The sequence below is a fragment of the Sporosarcina sp. ANT_H38 genome (assembly GCF_008369195.1).
Taxonomy (GTDB): Bacteria; Bacillota; Bacilli; order Bacillales_A; family Planococcaceae; genus Sporosarcina.
The window spans coordinates 2135224-2153267 of sequence record NZ_VOBC01000001.1 but is presented as its reverse complement, the minus strand read 5'-3'; the positions used below and the strand labels follow the sequence as shown (position 1 = coordinate 2153267).

18 protein-coding genes are annotated in these 18044 nt (G+C 42.3%); 16 read left to right on the top strand and 2 right to left on the bottom strand.

What is annotated here, in order from left to right:
- Positions 1-291 precede the first annotated feature (291 nt).
- Positions 292-522, top strand: coding sequence for a hypothetical protein (locus FQ087_RS10185; protein ID WP_149580328.1), 231 nt, complete (start codon positions 292-294; stop codon positions 520-522).
- Positions 523-810: 288 nt separating this feature from the next.
- On the opposite strand, the gene FQ087_RS10180 is transcribed toward FQ087_RS10185, so the two are convergent.
- The gene (locus FQ087_RS10180) at positions 811-2502 is read right to left on the bottom strand and encodes an Rqc2 family fibronectin-binding protein (RefSeq protein ID WP_149580327.1); all 1692 of its coding nucleotides are present in this window, start codon (positions 2500-2502) and stop codon (positions 811-813) included.
- Between the two features lie 157 nt (positions 2503-2659).
- On the opposite strand from FQ087_RS10180, the gene gmk reads away from it, so the two are divergent.
- The 13 genes from gmk to spoVM all read left to right on the top strand — a co-directional run bounded on the left by gmk (position 2660) and on the right by spoVM (position 15367).
- On the top strand, positions 2660-3277 hold the full coding sequence (gene gmk / locus FQ087_RS10175) for a guanylate kinase (RefSeq protein ID WP_149580326.1): 618 nt from the start codon (positions 2660-2662) through the stop codon (positions 3275-3277).
- A 3-nt stretch (positions 3278-3280) separates the two neighbouring features.
- Positions 3281-3505, top strand: a complete 225-nt coding sequence (gene rpoZ / locus FQ087_RS10170) for a DNA-directed RNA polymerase subunit omega (protein ID WP_149580325.1) — start codon at positions 3281-3283, stop codon at positions 3503-3505.
- A gap of 115 nt (positions 3506-3620) precedes the next feature.
- Positions 3621-4838, top strand: a complete 1218-nt coding sequence (gene coaBC, locus FQ087_RS10165) for a bifunctional phosphopantothenoylcysteine decarboxylase/phosphopantothenate--cysteine ligase CoaBC (RefSeq protein WP_149580324.1) — start codon at positions 3621-3623, stop codon at positions 4836-4838.
- Positions 4828-7239, top strand: coding sequence for a primosomal protein N' (gene priA, locus FQ087_RS10160; RefSeq protein ID WP_149580323.1), 2412 nt, complete (start codon positions 4828-4830; stop codon positions 7237-7239). The genes coaBC and priA overlap by 11 nt, the downstream gene beginning before the upstream one ends.
- 137 nt (positions 7240-7376) lie before the next feature.
- Positions 7377-7886 carry a peptide deformylase gene (gene def / locus FQ087_RS10155; protein ID WP_149580322.1) on the top strand — a complete coding sequence of 170 codons (510 nt, stop codon included), beginning with the start codon at positions 7377-7379 and terminating at the stop codon, positions 7884-7886.
- Entirely contained in the window at positions 7883-8824 is a 942-nt protein-coding gene (gene fmt / locus FQ087_RS10150) for a methionyl-tRNA formyltransferase (protein ID WP_149580321.1), read from the top strand. Before def ends, fmt begins: the two co-directional genes overlap by 4 nt.
- On the top strand, positions 8821-10179 hold the full coding sequence (rsmB, locus tag FQ087_RS10145) for a 16S rRNA (cytosine(967)-C(5))-methyltransferase RsmB (RefSeq protein WP_149580320.1): 1359 nt from the start codon (positions 8821-8823) through the stop codon (positions 10177-10179). The genes fmt and rsmB overlap by 4 nt, the downstream gene beginning before the upstream one ends.
- Positions 10180-10212: 33 nt before the next feature.
- Positions 10213-10971, top strand: a complete 759-nt coding sequence (locus tag FQ087_RS10140) for a Stp1/IreP family PP2C-type Ser/Thr phosphatase (RefSeq protein ID WP_149580319.1) — start codon at positions 10213-10215, stop codon at positions 10969-10971.
- Positions 10968-12989 (top strand): Stk1 family PASTA domain-containing Ser/Thr kinase, encoded by a 2022-nt coding sequence (gene pknB / locus FQ087_RS10135; RefSeq protein WP_149580318.1) that lies wholly within the window; start codon positions 10968-10970, stop codon positions 12987-12989. Before FQ087_RS10140 ends, pknB begins: the two co-directional genes overlap by 4 nt.
- Positions 12990-13002: 13 nt before the next feature.
- Positions 13003-13896 (top strand): ribosome small subunit-dependent GTPase A, encoded by an 894-nt coding sequence (rsgA, locus tag FQ087_RS10130; RefSeq protein ID WP_149580317.1) that lies wholly within the window; start codon positions 13003-13005, stop codon positions 13894-13896.
- Positions 13889-14557, top strand: a complete 669-nt coding sequence (gene rpe, locus FQ087_RS10125; RefSeq protein ID WP_149580842.1) for a ribulose-phosphate 3-epimerase — start codon at positions 13889-13891, stop codon at positions 14555-14557. Before rsgA ends, rpe begins: the two co-directional genes overlap by 8 nt.
- Positions 14554-15207, top strand: coding sequence for a thiamine diphosphokinase (locus FQ087_RS10120; protein ID WP_149580316.1), 654 nt, complete (start codon positions 14554-14556; stop codon positions 15205-15207). Before rpe ends, FQ087_RS10120 begins: the two co-directional genes overlap by 4 nt.
- A gap of 13 nt (positions 15208-15220) precedes the next feature.
- The gene (spoVM, locus tag FQ087_RS23420) at positions 15221-15367 is read left to right on the top strand and encodes a stage V sporulation protein SpoVM (RefSeq protein ID WP_483315852.1); all 147 of its coding nucleotides are present in this window, start codon (positions 15221-15223) and stop codon (positions 15365-15367) included.
- 71 nt (positions 15368-15438) lie between these two features.
- Here the strand turns inward: spoVM and rpmB are convergent, their stop codons facing one another.
- On the bottom strand, positions 15439-15627 hold the full coding sequence (gene rpmB / locus FQ087_RS10110; protein ID WP_149580315.1) for a 50S ribosomal protein L28: 189 nt from the start codon (positions 15625-15627) through the stop codon (positions 15439-15441).
- Positions 15628-15932: 305 nt separating this feature from the next.
- On the opposite strand from rpmB, the gene FQ087_RS10105 reads away from it, so the two are divergent.
- Together FQ087_RS10105 and FQ087_RS10100 are read left to right on the top strand one after the other, a co-directional pair.
- Positions 15933-16295 carry an Asp23/Gls24 family envelope stress response protein gene (locus FQ087_RS10105; protein ID WP_149580314.1) on the top strand — a complete coding sequence of 121 codons (363 nt, stop codon included), beginning with the start codon at positions 15933-15935 and terminating at the stop codon, positions 16293-16295.
- An 18-nt stretch (positions 16296-16313) separates the two neighbouring features.
- Positions 16314-17981, top strand: a complete 1668-nt coding sequence (locus tag FQ087_RS10100) for a DAK2 domain-containing protein (RefSeq protein WP_149580313.1) — start codon at positions 16314-16316, stop codon at positions 17979-17981.
- Positions 17982-18044 lie beyond the last annotated feature (63 nt).

The following is an 18044-nucleotide window of genomic DNA, read 5'->3' as shown; positions in this document are numbered from 1 at the left end:
GCATCTCCTAGCGTCGCAGTGGATTCAATGAGATTCTTTATTTCAACACAGCTAGTTTAATTGTCTATCTATTCTATAATCAAACCATAGCAATAATCTGTTGTCAAAGACTGTATGAAAACACAACCATTTACTACCTAGTTTCGAATTCTCTGTTTGAAGATTACTTTTCAGAAGTCGCAGAATAGGTACAAACTGAAATGGACAGGCTAAATTATTCAGAGTAAAAGGAGAATATTGACTGGTCCATTGGAGGACGAGAGTGCTTACGCATATCAGGAGGAAAATGCCATGAAAGAATTCAAAGTAACCTACTTCTTTGATGAAGAGCATTATATCAGAAGGTTTATCCACATGGAGTCTCAAGAAAGTGCAGAAGAGCTAATTCAAAGCGAGCGAGACCAATACATTTCGTTTCGGGATAGTAGAGGGATTTACCATGAGCTGAATACACGCGATGTTCGAGTGATTCAACTGTCTGACTACCATAGAATAGATAAGAGTAAAAAAATTTCAGAGTAAATTGTTCGGATTTTGTTTGCATGGCTATTCAATTCGGTGCCAGCTGCTGCCACGGGGGTACTCGTATGTGAACCCAGCACAGGCGCCTAATAGGGGAGACGAAGCCATAATACTGGCAAAGGAAGGCGGTCTAAGTTCGCGATGTCGTGTCGTAACAAGGAGGGATGTAGGCCAATCCCTCCCCACTGCATGACCTGCATCCTACTGGTCCAATCGGTATTCAATGAAATCACTCTATTAAAAAATGCTATTCCACATTAAATCTCACGACTGTGGAATAGCATTTCTTTATTTACGTAGTTTCATTACAACATCTTCATCAGGTGTAACAAACAATGTTTTTTGCTCGAAATAAATAACAAATCCGGGTTTAGAGCCATTCGGTTTTTTCACATGCCGCACTTCCGTATAGTCGACTGGCACAGATGACGACCCGCGCGCTTTACTGAAATAGGCGGATAGGATTGCCGCTTCATGGATCGTTTCTTCGTCAGGATTAGCATCGTGAATCAATACATGCGACCCGGGAATATCTTTCGTATGGAGCCAAGTTTGGTCCCTTGACGCAATTTTGAACGTCAAATAATCATTTTGCTTATTGTTCTTGCCAACTGAAATTTTTACGCCTGAAGAGGATATATACGTTTCAGGTACTGGTTTTTTCGGTTTCAGTTTCTTTTTCGACTTGCGAGCCTTCAGAAAACCAAGTTCTGCTAACTCTTCACGTATTTCTGCGATGTCTATAGGGGATGCTTGTATTACCTGCTGTTTAATCATTTCAAAGTAGGCGATATCTTCTGCCGTCTTTTCGAGCTGTTCGGCAATCATAATAAGTGCTGTTTTCGCTTTAGTGTACCTTGAATAGAACCGCTGCGCGTTATCAATCGGTGATTTTCTAGGATCAAGCGGAATGGTTACCATTGTCCCTTCTTCGTAATAATTGGCGACAGTCGCTTCGGTTGCACCTTTTTCAATGGCATAACTATTGGCGGTAAGCAATTCTCCATAAAGTTGGAATGTATCTAGCTTTCCGGCAGCTTCTCTTTCTTTTACGAGTTTCTTCACTTTCAAATTCAGTTTAGCAACTTCATTGTCGAGCCAACGCTCTAAGTCCGCGGCTTGTGACTTCACACGTTCTCTTTCAGCCCGAGCGAAATAGACTTTATCCAGCAAATCACCCAGCGTCTCGTATTCCGCAATCGTCTTATCGGCATGTGTCAGCGCAGTCGCAGAAAATACGGTTTTTGTCCCAATTTCTGAAATGTTAGGTGTGCTATTTATTCCTTTGAATGAACCAAGAAGTGAAGTAAATATCTTGAATTTATCTGCAGTTGAGATATCTTTCAATCGATAAAGCAACTCTTCCGCATTGATTGGAGAAAAACCTGAGAAATGTTGTACGACGTCACGGGCACTTTCTAACTCGGGTAGCAACCCGTTAAATTGTTCCTCTGTCAGCGCAAAAGGATCCAATTTATCCTGCGGAGGGGCAGGGATGAAAGGTTGCCCTGGCAATATTGTACGGTAACTATTTACCGATGGTGGCAAGTGTTTCATGCTATCGACAATGATATCGCGGTCCGGATCAACCAGCAACAAGTTACTGTGTCTACCCATGATTTCGACATACAACCGTCTGTTAATATCGTCCCCAATTTCATTTTTTGCCTTAACGTCTATCGTGATAATTCTATCTGTCCCGAATTGACCAATAGACGTAATCGTCCCACCTTCTAAATGTTTTCGCAGAACCATGCAAAAAAGAGGTGGTTCAGAAGGATTTGTAATTGCTTCTTCTGTCAGTTGGATACGTGAATAAGCTGAGTGAATTGAAATAAGAAGTTTTTGATTTTTACCGTCTGCACGGATAAGAAATACGACTTCTTGTGCGTTAGGCTGATGAATTTTAGAGATACGTCCATTTTTTAAGACTTGCAGCTCTTGCACCATAGCCGTTGTGAATAAACCATCAAATGCCATTAGGATTCCTCTTTCAAATCGTTTTTCCCTATTTTAGCACTACAACAAGCATATATGGTATAATATGAACAGATTGTTTCGATCAATAACGATCGGAGCCGGCATGATTGTGTCGAAGCTCCACTGTAAAATCAGATTAGATAAGAAGAGGGATTGCATGTACAAACATCGTGGGCTTCTAATTGTTCTGTCTGGACCATCCGGTGTAGGCAAAGGAACGGTTCGAAAAGAGCTTTTTACACAACCTGATACGAATTATGAATACTCGATTTCGATGACGACGAGAAGTCCACGCGAAGGTGAAGTGGATGGCTCTGACTATTTTTTCAAATCGAGAGCTGAATTCGAACGGTTGGTTGAAGAAGATAGACTTCTTGAATATGCTGAGTACGTAGGCAATTATTACGGTACTCCGCTTGATTATGTCAACGCGACACTTGACGCTGGTAGAGACGTATTCCTCGAAATCGAGGTTGTTGGAGCGGCACAAGTGCGCGCCAAGGTTCCTGACGGATTATTCATTTTCCTTGCACCGCCAAGTTTGTCTGAACTTGAAGATCGACTTATAGGAAGAGGTACTGAAGAAGCCGACGTCATTGCATCACGTATTTTGAAAGCGCGTGAAGAACTCGAAATGATGAACTTGTATGATTACGTCGTAGAAAACGACGAAGTGACAAATGCATGTGATCGCATCAATGCTATCGTTACTGCCGAACATTGCCGTAGAGAACGTGTAGAAAAAATCTATCTAGGTATGCTGAAAGGGGAATAATCAATGTTAACTCCATCAATCGATTCTCTAAAAGAAAAAATCGACTCGAAATACACACTTGTGACACTTGCTTCAAAACGTGCACGTCAAATGCAAGAAGAGGGCACTAAGCTTCTTACTTCTTATGTTTCTAATAAGAATGTAGGGAAAGCACTTGAAGAGGTAGCTGCAGGCGTCCTTTCTAAACAGAAAACGGACGACTCAATCGTCTATGAAGACGAAGTTTAATAAGGCTTCATTTTGTTAAGCTTACTCTAAATATTTATCATAACTAAATAAACATGATACTCCCTTAGAAACGAGTTTTTCTTTGGGAGTTTGTCATTTTAGAAGGGATGAGATCATGTTGTTGAATAAAAAAATCCTCCTTTGTGTAACTGGCGGAATCGCGGTCTATAAAGCTGTTGCACTGGTAAGTAAGTTATCGCAGGCAGGAGCGGACGTAAAGGTCATTATGACTCAATCAGCAATGGAGTTTGTCACACCACTGACATTCCAAGCAATGTCACGCAATGATGTTTATTCCGATACATTCGATGAAAAAAATTCCCGTGTTATCGCACATATTGACTTGGCAGATTGGGCTGATCTTGTTGTCGTTGCTCCAGCTACAGCGAATGTAATTGGTAAAATCGCCAATGGTATTGCGGATGATATGGTAACGACCACACTATTAGCTACTCAGGCTGAGGTCTGGATTGCCCCTGCAATGAATGTCCATATGTATGAAAATAAAGCGGTTATCCGAAATATTACTACGTTGCATGATGATGGCTATAAATTCATCGAGCCGTCCGAAGGTTTTTTAGCTTGCGGTTATGTAGGAAAAGGCCGCTTGGAAGAGCCTGAAAACATAGTAGAACTGATAAAAGAACGATTCGCAACAATGAAGCGATTGCCGCTTTCGGGTAAGAAAGTTGTGATTACAGCAGGCCCGACACGTGAACGGATCGATCCGGTACGCTACGTATCGAATTTTTCAAGCGGTAAGATGGGCTATGCAATGGCGGAAGCTGCAGCCAAGCTTGGTGGAGAAACTGTTCTTATTTCGGGACCTGTCGGATTGGACAAGCCCGCGGGAGTAACTGTCATTGATATTGAAAGTGCGGCGGAGATGTTTGAAGCCGTCCGAACACAATTCGATGATGCAGCAATCGTTATCAAGGCCGCTGCCGTAGCGGATTATCGTCCGAGAGAGATTCATCCCCAAAAGATGAAGAAACAAGCGGGTGCTTCAGTTATTGATCTTGAACGGACGACTGATATCTTGAAGACGATCGGTTCTATGAAAACGAACCAAATTCTAGTCGGATTTGCTGCTGAAACTGAAAATGCAGTTGGCTATGGCATGGGCAAATTGGAAAGTAAAAACCTAGATTATATTATTATCAACGACGTGACTGATCCCGATGCTGGATTCGGGAAAGATACAAATGTCGTGACACTGCTATCTAAATACGGAACACATAAGCCATTCCAAGCAATGCCGAAAAAAGAGCTTGCAATTCTCCTGCTGGAAACAATTATTAAAGAAGAAAGTGATCATTTAAATGATCGCTGAAGTCATTGTAGATGTAGCGGCATATCCAATCGACAGGCCGTTTGATTACCGTGTTCCGGAGACTCTGGAATCTGTAATCGAGCCCGGAACACGAGTGAAAGTGCCGTTCGGACCAAGGAAAGTGCTTGGTTATGTAACAAGGCTGAAGGACGAGAGTGAGCTTGCACTCGGCAAAATTAAACCGATTGATGAACTTATTGATTTGGACCCGGTCATTTCTAGTGAACTGCTCGATTTGTCCCGCTGGCTTGCGGTTGAGACGTTGTCATATGAAATTGATGCACTTCAAGTGATGCTACCTGCTGCGATGCGTGCTAAATATGAAAAGTTCATTATCGTTGAAGATCCAGAACGAATTGAAGACGCTGATTTTATAGCTTTTCTTGCGGGCAGGAAACGGATTAAGTTAAAAGAAGTAGATTCGGCAGATTTGATGAAAACATTAAAAAAATATGCGTCCCAAGGGATTGTCACAGTCGATACGGCTGTAGGGCAACAAACAGCTGTGAAAAAAGTGCGCATGATTCGAATAGCGGATGAGGCAACAATCCAATCTTTACTTGACTCCATTCATTCAAATGCGAAAAAACAAGTTGAATTACTTCGTTGGATGTTGGTACATACAGGGCAAACAATCAGCGCGAAACAATTGATGGAGCAATCAAAAATTCAACCGGCTGTGCTGAAAACTGTAATAGAAAGAGGCGCGGCCTTTGAAGAGTTTTCTGAAGTGTACCGGGAACCTGATGCACCTCAACTGAAAGATACAGCGATACCCGTGCATTTGACAGACGAACAGCAATTTGCACTTGATCATATAGCGTTATCTACGGATGAACAAAAAGCAGAAACGTTCCTCCTTCACGGTGTGACAGGCAGCGGGAAAACAGAAGTGTATTTACGTGCTATCAAACGCGTTTTGGATAAAGGCAAAGAAGCAATCGTTCTTGTCCCGGAGATATCATTAACTCCACAAATGACTTCACGTTTCAAGGAGCGTTTTGGTGCGCTCGTCGCCGTTATGCATAGCGGTTTGTCTGCGGGCGAGAAATATGATGAATGGCGGAAAATAAAACGAGGGGAAGTAAAAGTGGTCGTCGGAGCTAGATCGGCGATATTTGCCCCGTTTGAAAATATCGGTATCATTATTCTAGATGAAGAACATGAATCTACTTATAAGCAAGATGATACACCTCGCTATCACGCTAGAGATGTTGCGATTAAGCGGGCGGAGTATTACAATTGTCCTGTTATTCTAGGGAGTGCAACTCCATCACTGGAATCATATGCAAGAGCATCAAAAGGTGTATACACAATGCTAACTTTGACAAAACGTCCAAAAGACCAGGCCCTGCCAACAGTAACAGTCGTTGATATGCGAGAGGAATTGAAAAACGGAAATCGTTCGATGTTTTCTCTGCCACTAGCGGAAGCAATTCGTATCCGATTGGAAAGGGAAGAGCAAATCGTTTTGTTTCTGAACAAGCGAGGCTTTTCATCTTTTGTACTTTGCAGGGATTGCGGAACTGTCGTTGAATGCCCAAATTGTGATATTTCGCTGACCTATCACCGTGCACACGAACAGTTGAAATGTCATTATTGCGGCCATGAAGAGCGGGTGCCGCTCGTTTGTCCGGAATGTAAAAGTGAACATATCCGTTTTTTCGGGACGGGGACTCAAAAAGCGCAAGAAGAAATTGCAAAATTGTTTCCTGAAGCACGTGTCCTTCGAATGGATGTTGATACTACGAGACAAAAAGGTTCACACGAGCGTCTACTCAGGCAGTTTAGTGAAGGGAAAGCGGATATTTTACTCGGAACCCAAATGATTGCGAAAGGGCTCGATTTCCCGAATATTACACTTGTGGGTGTGCTTGCCGCAGATACTACACTGCATCTTGCCGATTTCCGTGCAGCCGAGAAAACCTTTCAACTGATGACGCAAGTAAGTGGGCGAGCTGGGCGTCACGAATTGCCGGGCGAGGTCTTCATCCAGACCTATTCTCCTGAACATTACGCAATCGAATTAGCGAAAGCTCAGCATTACGAACCTTTTTACAATATGGAGATGGCGGCAAGAAAACAATACGGCTATCCGCCTTTCTTTTTTGTTACACTCGTTCAATTCACGCACGAGGATTTATTGAAAGTAGCCGACTTTGCGGAGAAGGGCGCTCGCTATCTGAAATCGAATTTATCTGCGGGTACAGTGGTCATTGGACCAACTGCGTCTGCTATCAGTCGTGTGAACAATAGATATCGCTACCAATGTTTGATAAAATACAAAAAAGAGCCTAAGTTGACAGCAACGCTACAACAGCTCATAAAGTATTACCGGACGGATTGGATAAAGTCTGGCCTGATTATGACCGTTGACGTAGAACCGGCGTCCATTTATTAAAACAAAAGCGCAATAGCCTTAGATAAGGGGAAGGCAGTCAATGCTTGGCTTACATCCTGTAGGCCTGCGATTGAGTCGATCCAAAGTACGAGATATTATGATTTTATAGACAACAAGATAAGAGAAGAGGAATAGATTTGGCAATACGTGAAATTGTGAAGCATCCGGCTCCGGTTCTTCAACAAAAATGTAAAGAAGTAATAAAATTTGATAAGAAGCTTTCAAAGCTGCTTGATGATATGTACGACACAATGGTGGCTGCGGATGGCATCGGCATTGCAGCGCCGCAAATTGGTGAAGCTGTACGCGTAGCAATCGTTGACATGGGTGAAGGACAAGACGTCATCGAAATGGTAAATCCAGTTGTGACAGCAGTTGGAGGTTCTGAAGTAGAGGTCGAAGGCTGCCTCAGTTTTCCGGATCTATTTGGCGAAGTGGAAAGACCATTCTTTGTGCGTATTGAAGCGCAAGAACGGAACGGTTCACTTTATGAACTCGAAGCGGAAGATTATGAAGCACGCGCCATTCTACACGAAATAGATCATTTAAATGGTGTATTATTTGATTCGAAAATTATTCGTATTGTAGACCCATCAGAATTAGTACAGTCAGATGAAGAAGAAAGTGGTGGAGGTGGACAACGATGACGAAAATCGTCTTTATGGGAACACCTGAATTTTCGGTAGCTGTTCTAACTATGCTGCACGATGAAGGACATACCATCGCAGCAGTAGTCACACAACCTGACAGACCAGTTGGACGGAAACGGGTTTTAACACCTCCCCCAGTGAAAGTGGAAGCGCTTCGACTGGGACTGCAGATTATTCAGCCTGAAAAACTAAGAGGTTCGACTGAACTTGATGAAATCATCGCACTTAAACCAGATCTACTCGTGACCGCGGCATTTGGACAGATTTTACCGAAGGAGCTGCTAGAAGTTCCGAAACTCGGCTGTATTAATGTACATGCTTCCTTACTACCTAAATATCGTGGTGGCGCGCCGATACACCAAGCAATAATGGACGGTGAAACAGAAACAGGCGTCACAATTATGTATATGGTTGAAAAACTGGATGCTGGCGATATCATTTCACAAGTGACTGTTCCTATTAAGGATACGGATCACACTGGAAGTATGTTCAATGCGTTATCAGTGGCAGGAACAGCACTTCTAAAAGAAACACTACCTTCCATATTGAATGGATCAAATAAGAAAATTGCACAGGATGAATCACTCGTGTCATTTGCGCGCAATATTTCCCGTGAACAAGAACGGATTGACTGGTCCGAAGGTGGAAAAGCAATCTATGATAAAATCCGAGGACTTCACCCATGGCCGGTCGCATATACCGTATTCCAAGGTGAAAATGTGAAGATTTGGTGGAGTGAGAAAATCCATACTACGGATACTGCGCTCCCAGGTACAATTATTGGAATTGAAAGCGATCGTATTATTGTGAAGACCGGCGATGATATCGCCGTAGCGTTAACGGATCTACAGCCAGCCGGAAAGAAACGGATTTCAGCGGATGAATTTATTCGCGGAACCGGATCTAAATGGAGTAAAGGGGACCGCTTTGAATGAATACTAGACCTAAAAAGAAAATATGGAACGGCAACGTCCGCGACGCAGCCCTTTCAATTCTGATGGAAATAAATGATCATCAAGCTTATAGCAATTTATTGCTACACAGAACAATTGAAAAGTATGGTATTGAAACGAAAGACCGTGGCTTATTAACGGAATTGACATATGGCACGCTTCAGCATCGGATGACACTTGATTATTATCTTGAACCGTTTGTTCGTGGAAAATTAGACGGCTGGGTGCGAGAACTTCTAAGGTTATCGTTGTATCAAATCGTTTATTTAACGAAAATCCCTCCACATGCTGTTGTTCACGAGGCAGTTGAGATTGCGAAAAGGCGCGGACATAAACGAATTGCACCGACTGTAAATGGTATTCTACGTTCTGTGTTGCGAAAAGGCGTTCGTTCACTTGATGAAATGGAAGATAGCACTTTGAAAACGTCTATCGAAACGAGTCATCCGGAATGGTTGATTAAGCGTTGGAATGAACAATTTGGCGAAGAAGAAGCGGCAATTATGGCGCATGAAAATAATCATCCAGCTGCGATGACAATTCGCGTCAATACAGCAAAAGCAACACCCGAAGAAGTCATTGCTTTACTTGAATCAGAAGGTATTGAGGTAAGAAAAGGCGAAGTTGTACCGGAGTGCATTATTTCTGAAAGTGGCAATCCTGCAAATACAGAGGCCTATAAAAAAGGACTTATCACAATTCAAGACGAAAGTTCAATGTTACCTGTTCTTGCTCTTGATTTATCGCCAGGAATGAAAGTGCTCGATATGTGTGCAGCACCGGGTGGGAAAACAACTCATATCGCTGAAAAAATGAACGATGAAGGGCAAGTTTTTGCGCATGATTTACATGAACATAAGCTGAAGCTTATTGAAGCAAATGCGACACGCCTTGGCTTAACGTCAATCAAAGCATTAAGTGGAGATAGCAGGAAACTGACTGAGCTATACGAGCTGTCCTCGTTCGATCGTATTCTTGTGGACGCTCCTTGTAGCGGTCTTGGTGTTATCCGTAGAAAGCCTGAAATTAAGTACAACAAAACACAAGCGGATTTAGATGCGTTGACGACGATTCAGTCAGACCTTCTTGATACGGCTCGTGAATTGATTAAATCGGATGGGGTCATTGTCTATAGTACGTGTACAGTTGAGTATGCAGAAAATCAGGGGATGGTTGAACAATTCCTTGTGCGTCATACGGATATGGAGAAAATCCCTTTGCCGCAACTAACTGGTAAAGAAAAATTGGCGATTGAAGATAACACTCTTCAAGTACTTCCACAACACTTCGGCAGCGATGGATTTTTTGTTGCGGCTTTCCGGAAAAAAGGTAAGTAAGCTAGGGATTAGAATCAAAAGGGGGGATAGACGTTGCGATTTGAGGTCTTGACGGATATCGGCAGGAAGCGAACGGTCAACGAAGACAGTGCGGCTGTATACACACTTCCGAGCGGCGTTATGCTTGCTGTTATAGCGGACGGTATGGGCGGCCACCTTGGGGGGGATTACGCCAGTTCGACAGCGGTCAGAGTAATTGGAGAGCAATTCATGGAACTTGATAGTTTAAAGTTTGAAGCTGAAGATAAATGGGCGGAATGGCTTCAACAAGCGGTCATTCACGTAAACGATTTACTTTACAAACATGCAAATGAAAATGAAGCGTATAAAGGAATGGGAACGACATTTGAAGCTGCCCTCATACGCGGACGTTCTTGTCTTATTTCGCATACTGGAGATAGCAGAGTATACGCAATTGATGGGCAAGGCGTACGCCAAGTAACACGAGACCATTCTTACGTCAATGTACTGCTTGACAGTGGAGAAATTACTGAGGAAGAGGCGGCAGTTCATCCACAACGAAACTGGATTATGAAAGCAATTGGTTCGGAGAAAAAGATTGTACCTGATCTTTATTCACTTGAGTTGGAAGATGACATGTACATGCTCATTTGTACCGATGGCCTGAGTAATAAAGTTAATCAACAATCGATGAGTGATATTGTTCTATCTAGCGCTACGTTGCTTGAAAAGACGGAAGAACTTGTTGATTTAGCGAACAAGATGGGCGGGGAAGACAATATCTCCGTTATTTTAATCGACTCGACTGAAGTGGAGGCGACTAATCCATGATTGGATCTAGAATAGGTGGACGCTATGAAATTGTAAGGAATATTGGTGACGGCGGCATGTCAAAAGTATATCTTGCACATGACGTCATCCTGGACCGTGATGTTGCAATTAAGGTCCTTAATTATGATTTCGCAAATGAAGAGGCACTGAAAAGAAGATTTAAACGTGAAGCACTTTCTGCAACGAGTCTGACGCACCCACACATAGTCGATATATTCGATGTTGGTGAGGAAGACGAACTTCATTACCTCGTGATGGAGTATATTGAAGGACAAACATTGAAGAAGTTTATCCAAGATAATGGTGCTCTGACGCCTGAACAAGCTTTGCCGATTATGCAACAGATTGTTTCTGCAATTGCGAACGCTCATCATAATGGAATCGTCCATCGTGATGTAAAGCCTCAGAACATTTTAATGGATTCAGATGGGAATGTTAAAATCACTGATTTCGGTATTGCGATGGCACTTAGCGCTACAGCTCATACGAAAACGAACTCGGTTATTGGTACCGTCCATTATTTGTCTCCCGAACAAGCACGTGGCGGAATGGCAACGAAAAAGTCTGATATATATTCGTTAGGAATTGTCTTGTATGAATTGCTGTCAGGTGTATTACCGTTTACCGCAGATACAGCAGTTGCTATTGCATTGAAACATTTACAAGAAGAAACACCTTCAGTGAGAACGATTTTCCCTTCCATTCCACAAAGTGTGGAAAATGTTATTTTGAAGGCGACTATGAAAGATGCTACATATCGATATGATTCGGCAGACGAAATGTATGATGATTTACTAACTGTACTGTCAGCTGAACGGGCAAACGAGAAGAAATTCGCAATTTTGTTTGATGATGATCGCACACGTGCGATACCAATCGTTAGTGAACCGAAAAAGTTTGATAGTGTTGAAGATACAAAAAAAATTGAACCAGTTAAGCTTGAACAACCTACACCGCTACCGAAAAAACGTAAAAAATGGCCGTTCATTGTTGGTGGAATTGCAGGCGTAATTATTCTGCTGCTACTTATACTAGGTATGCTAGGACCTAAAAAGGCTATTATTCCGAATGTATCTGGAATGCAAGAAGTAGAAGCGATGAATCGTCTCTTAGAAGAGGGTTTTGAGGTGATTGAAAAAAAGGAAGAGTCATCCGATGAATTTAAAAAAGGGGAAGTAATCCAAACTATTCCCGAGGCAGAGAAGAAACGAGATGTCGATTCTGTGATCACCTTATATATTAGTACAGGTGAAGAAACGATGGAACTCGCTAATTATGTTGGCCGTAATGCTGAGATAACTATTGCTTCTTTAGCGGATAAGGGTTTTAAGTCGATTGATGATCCAATAGAAGAATTTTCTGATGAACCAAAGGGTACAATCATTGGACAAGATCCTGAAGCAGGGGAAGTAATACCAAGCGAAACGGAGTTACAGTTCACTGTCAGTAAAGGTCCAGATTTACAAAATCTCGACAGTCTACTTGGATATGACGAGAAACAACTAGGTGATTATGAAAAATCATCAGGTTTTAAAATAGATATAGTGAGAGAAGTTTATTCTTCAACAGTGCCTAAAGGGCTTGTCATTTCACAAACACCGGATGGCAATACGGCAATTAAAAAAGGTGGAAAAGTTGAAGTTGTCTTATCAAAAGGTCCAGAGCAAAAACCCGATAAGTCAATTTTTCGAACTGTGACAATTGAGTATGTACCTGAAGTGGTTGAGCCTGTACCAAATGAAGAAATTGGTGACGGGGATGAAGAAGAACAAGTTGAAGGCGAAGAGGAAGACATTGAAGATGTGCAAGAGCCTGCTCCTGTTCCACAAATTATTCGTATTTACATTCAGGACAAAAATAACAAAATGACGAAGGTCTTCGAAGAATTTTCAATTACGGAAACGACTAAAAAACAAATTTCACTTAACTTGGAAGAAGGACAAAACGGGGCATATAAAATTACGCGCGATAATAAAACTATCCTTGCGGACGTGGTCAATTATAACGAAACCAAATAGAAGGGGTGAAAGAATGCCAGAAGGACAAATTAGAAAAGCAATCAGTGGGTATTATTATGTGGAAAATGACGGAGAAATAATTCAATGTCGAGGTCGTGGAGTTTTCAGAAACCGCGGTATTCATCCACTGGTCGGAGATTTCGTAACTTATGTACGTGTTGAAAATAATGATGCAACAGTCACTGAAGTCCATGAGCGGTTCAATGAACTAGTCCGTCCGCCAATCTCGAATGTTCATCAGGCATTGCTCGTATTCTCCATTGTAGAACCAGCATTCAGCCAATATCTGTTAGACAGGTTTCTTGTTGTTGTCGAATCGTTCGATGTGAAACCAATTATCTGTTTAACGAAAAAAGATCTTGCGAATGCTGATGAACTGAAAATCGTTGCTGAATCGGCAGCGTATTATAAAAAAATCGGGTATGACGTTATCGAGACTTTTATTGACGATCCTCAACTGACTGCTTTATTGGAACCTTATTTTGAAGATAAAACTACGGTTCTTGCCGGACAATCAGGTGTTGGGAAATCGACATTATTGAACACGGTATTGCCTATGCTTGAATTGAAGACGGGGGAAATTTCAGAAGCGCTTGGACGCGGAAAGCATACGACGCGCCATGTTGAGTTGCTTGAGATATTAGGTGGCCTTGTCGCAGATACTCCGGGCTTCAGTTCACTTGAATTCGATCATATCGAAAAAGAGGACCTGTCACGTTACTTTGTAGATATGGATGAAGTTGCGCCGAACTGTAGATTCCGGGGTTGCTTGCACTTAAAAGAACCTAAGTGTGCAGTGAAAGATATGGTGGAGACAGGGGAAATTCCACGTCATCGTTATGATCATTACCTGCAGTTCATGCAAGAAATACTTGACCGAAAGCCGAGGTATGAAAAACATGATTAAAATTGCACCTTCAATTTTAGCGGCAGACTTTTCGAAGCTTGCCGAAGAAGTAAAAGAAGTCGAAGCAGCGGGCGCGGAACTTATTCATATCGATGTCATGGATGGACATTTCGTTCCAAACATAACAATGGGAGCAATTGTAGTCGAAGCGCTTAGACCGGTGACGAAATTGCCGCTAGATGTTCATTTAATGATTGAAAATCCGAATGCATATATTGAACAGTTTGCGAAAGCCGGTGCAGATTATATTACTGTACACGTGGAGGCATGCCCTCATTTGCACCGTACACTTCAATTGATTAAATCCTACGGGGTGAAATCAGGCGTTGTTTTGAATCCGCATACACCGGTTGAAACAATTCTTCACGTTCTTGATGAAATTGATTTAGTGTTGTTTATGACGGTCAACCCAGGATTTGGCGGTCAGAAATTCATTACTTCCGTCCTCCCGAAAGTGAAACAGTTGGCCGCTATTATCCTCGAGAAAGAACTTGCGATTGAAATTGAAATCGACGGTGGCATTAATGAAGAAACGATTATCCCTTGTGTCGAAGCGGGTGCTACAATCTTTGTCGCAGGATCGGCTATCTATAATGCGCCTGATCGTGCAGCAGCATTACGTCGTATAAAAGCCGCTGGTGAAAGCGCCCTAGGAAAATGAAGTATGCAGTCGTCTGCGCAGGTGGGCCTGACTTAGAAATAGCGGACTTGACGGGATTTCAACATGAAGATACGGTATTCATCGGAGCGGATAGAGGTGCACTTCACTTGCTGCGAAGAGGTATTGTTCCACTGGAAGCAGTAGGGGATTTTGATTCGGTTACTGAAAGTGAATACGATGAGATAGCCACCGAGGTCCGTATAATCGGTCGATTTCGTTCAGAAAAAAATGAAACCGATACGGAACTTGCGGTAGAACGTGCACTTTCCTACCGTCCAGAACACGTCATCTTGACTGGGGTTACGGGAGGGAGGCTGGACCATATGGAATCAGCTCTTCATCTTCTGTACAGGCTTCAAACCGCTAACAAACATACGTCTTTTTCAATTCGCAATGGATTGAATGAACTTTCTATAATAATACCTGGAATTCATCAAGTGATGCGGAATGATCGTTTTAAATACATATCATTTTTCTCATTTGGTGGGGCTGTTTCAGGACTGACGCTTACGGGTTTCAAATATGACATGGTAGACGCTGTACTTGAAACAGGCATGACTTTATTTACTAGCAATGAACTGGCTGCAGAAGTCTGTACTATCTCGTTACGTGAAGGCATATGCTTAATGGTAAGGAGTTCAGATTCCTGAAAGGAGTGGGGAATTGCGGGTTTATACTTTTACAATGCCGAAATTTGTGAGTGGGGTCGTACGTAAGTGCATGGTTGTTTTTCAGAAAGATGAATCGCCGAAAGTTACAGCAAGCAACATCAAGAATAAAAAAAAGAAAAAAGAAAAAACGTCGGGCTGAAGAAATTCAGCCCGACGTTTTATTTTCTTCTAACTTCGACACCGAGGCGCTGAAGTTAGAATTACAGTCCATTAAACACGTTGAACTTTACCTGATTTAAGGGCTCTAGCAGAGACCCATACACGTTTAGGTTTACCGTTAATGAGAATACGGACTTTTTGAAGGTTCGCACCCCAAGAACGACGAGTTGCGTTCATTGCGTGTGAGCGCGCATTGCCTGCACGGGCTTTGCGTCCTGTAATAACACATTCTTTAGACATAATATTACCTCCTTGCGAATGATGATTAAGTGATTTACTTCTTTATTCGCATACCATAATAATGTATCATATGAGTAAACGTGTTGCAACCTTTTTCGTGACATCTTTCAAGGTAAATGCCTTTACACGTTTAACTTCTGATGATTGAAGTTGAGCATCAGACAGATGTCACAGATTTTAAAGGGCTTAATCTGGACGTAAATACGCCAAGGCGCATTTGTTGGTCATAGAATTGCTTTCTTTTATTATTATAGCAGGTATAGTACAATGAGGTTAGTGAAAAAGGATCCAGGGGGTATTAAACCATGTCAATCGAAGTGAAGAACGAATACGGCAAAATCGATATTACGAATGACGTCATTACCCAAGTGGTTGGGGAGGCGGCTATCGAATGTTATGGAGTTGTCGGAATGGCTTCAAGGCATCAGATCCGGGATGGCCTTACTGAAATCCTTGGGAAAGAAAATTTCACACGGGGAGTCATCGTCCGTAATGTTGGGGATGATACGCATATCGATATGTATGTCATTGTTGGATATGGTACTAAAATTTCTGAAGTAGCCTACCAAGTACAATCAAAAGTGAAGTATACATTGAAAAAGACAGTCGGCATGACTGTGAAATCTGTCAATATTTTTGTCCAGGGAGTCCGAGTGACGAACCTGTAGGAGGAGGAAATAATTTCTATGAAGACCATAGATGGTTTGAAATTTGCGGAAATGATAAAGTTGGGTGCACATCACCTTTATCAAAATGCCGATTATGTCGATTCACTAAATGTTTTTCCGGTACCTGATGGTGATACCGGTACAAATATGAATTTATCGATGACTTCAGGAGCGAAGGAAACTGAAGAAAATGCGGTTGCCCATATTGGTCAAACGGCACAAGCGTTATCGAAAGGGTTGCTGATGGGGGCGCGCGGCAATTCTGGCGTTATTCTTTCACAGTTATTCCGCGGTTTTGGAAAAGCGATTGAAAATAATGCGACTGTCAATGGAGCACAATTTGCAGCTGCCTTGAAGTATGGCGTTGAAACTGCCTATAAAGCGGTTATGAAACCTGTTGAAGGAACAATTTTAACTGTAGCAAAAGATGCGTCTAACATCGGCGTTGAAAAAGCTGCTTCGACTGATGACATTATTGAAGTAATGGAAGCTGTAGTAAAAGAAGCACAAGCTTCACTTGAACGGACGCCAGACTTATTGGCGGTGTTGAAGGAAGTTGGCGTTGTTGATAGCGGTGGACAAGGTCTCGTTTACGTATACGAAGGCTTCTTGGCATGCTTAAAAGGTGAAGAACTTCCAGAAAGAACTGTCGTAGAGTCTATGGATGACTTAGTGAGCGCTGAACATCATCGCACTGTCCAAGGGTTCATGAATACGGAAGATATTGAATTTGGATATTGTACAGAATTCATGGTGAAGTTCGAGGATGATAAACTGGAAACGAATCCATATGACGAATCCGAATTCCGACAAGGTCTGAGTCAATTTGGTGATTCTCTTCTAGTTATTTCCGATGATGAAGTTGCGAAAGTACATATCCATACAGAAGAACCGGGAGACGCACTTAGTTACGGGCAGAAATTCGGTTCTCTTATTAAAATTAAAATTGAAAACATGCGTCAGCAACATCTTGAAATCGTCGGAGAAAATTTTTCTGTACAAAATATGACGAAAAAAGAAGTTGTTAAACATCCATACGCGGTCGTAACAGTTGCTATGGGGGCTGGGATTTCAGAATTATTAAAAAGTGTAGGTGCATCTGCCGTTATCGAAGGTGGGCAGACGATGAACCCGTCAACTGAAGATATCGTGAAAGCGATTGAAGAAGTCGGTGCTGAAAGAGTTCTTATTTTACCGAACAATAAAAACATAATTATGGCAGCTGAGCAGGCGGCGCAGATTATTGGTATTGAGGCTGCTGTCGTTCCTACAAAAACAGTGCCAGAAGGTCTTGCTGCTATACTTGCATTCAATCCGGAAGCGGAAGTGAGCGTAAACACAGCAGCGATGACAGAGGCAGCATCGTTCGTAAAAACTGGACAAGTCACACATGCAGTAAGAGATACGTCGATTGACGGCGTTGAAATTACAAAAGACGACTTCATGGGTATTTCAGGCGGTAAGATCATAACATCTGCGCCTTCACTTAAAAATGTCATGGAAACACTTTTGAACTCAATCATCGATGGCGATGCTGAAATTGTAACGATCATTTATGGCGAAGATGTCAGTGAGGAAGACGCTTCTGCAATCGTAAGTTATGTAGAGGATAACTTCGCCCACGCAGAAGTAGAACTTTATAACGGAAAACAGCCGTTGTATCCATATATCATTTCAGTTGAATAAACAAGAAACGAGCAGTGCGCCTGTAGAAAGCCGCACTGCTTTTTAATTGCATGGACAAGGAAC

Excerpts from the sequence above, each read along its gene's own strand:
- pknB (WP_149580318.1), top strand. The coding sequence starts at position 10,968 with ATGATTGGATCTAGAATAGGTGGACGCTATGAAATTGTAAGGAATATT.
- rpoZ (WP_149580325.1), top strand. The coding sequence starts at position 3,281 with ATGTTAACTCCATCAATCGATTCTCTAAAAGAAAAAATCGACTCGAAA.
- FQ087_RS10185 (WP_149580328.1), top strand. The coding sequence starts at position 292 with ATGAAAGAATTCAAAGTAACCTACTTCTTTGATGAAGAGCATTATATC.
- rpe (WP_149580842.1), top strand. The coding sequence starts at position 13,889 with ATGATTAAAATTGCACCTTCAATTTTAGCGGCAGACTTTTCGAAGCTT.
- coaBC (WP_149580324.1), top strand. The coding sequence starts at position 3,621 with ATGTTGTTGAATAAAAAAATCCTCCTTTGTGTAACTGGCGGAATCGCG.
- fmt (WP_149580321.1), top strand. The coding sequence starts at position 7,883 with ATGACGAAAATCGTCTTTATGGGAACACCTGAATTTTCGGTAGCTGTT.
- rsmB (WP_149580320.1), top strand. The coding sequence starts at position 8,821 with ATGAATACTAGACCTAAAAAGAAAATATGGAACGGCAACGTCCGCGAC.
- FQ087_RS10100 (WP_149580313.1), top strand. The coding sequence starts at position 16,314 with ATGAAGACCATAGATGGTTTGAAATTTGCGGAAATGATAAAGTTGGGT.
- rsgA (WP_149580317.1), top strand. The coding sequence starts at position 13,003 with ATGCCAGAAGGACAAATTAGAAAAGCAATCAGTGGGTATTATTATGTG.
- FQ087_RS10120 (WP_149580316.1), top strand. The coding sequence starts at position 14,554 with ATGAAGTATGCAGTCGTCTGCGCAGGTGGGCCTGACTTAGAAATAGCG.
- rpmB (WP_149580315.1), bottom strand. The coding sequence starts at position 15,627 with ATGTCTAAAGAATGTGTTATTACAGGACGCAAAGCCCGTGCAGGCAAT.
- FQ087_RS10180 (WP_149580327.1), bottom strand. The coding sequence starts at position 2,502 with ATGGCATTTGATGGTTTATTCACAACGGCTATGGTGCAAGAGCTGCAA.
- priA (WP_149580323.1), top strand. The coding sequence starts at position 4,828 with ATGATCGCTGAAGTCATTGTAGATGTAGCGGCATATCCAATCGACAGG.
- FQ087_RS10105 (WP_149580314.1), top strand. The coding sequence starts at position 15,933 with ATGTCAATCGAAGTGAAGAACGAATACGGCAAAATCGATATTACGAAT.
- gmk (WP_149580326.1), top strand. The coding sequence starts at position 2,660 with ATGTACAAACATCGTGGGCTTCTAATTGTTCTGTCTGGACCATCCGGT.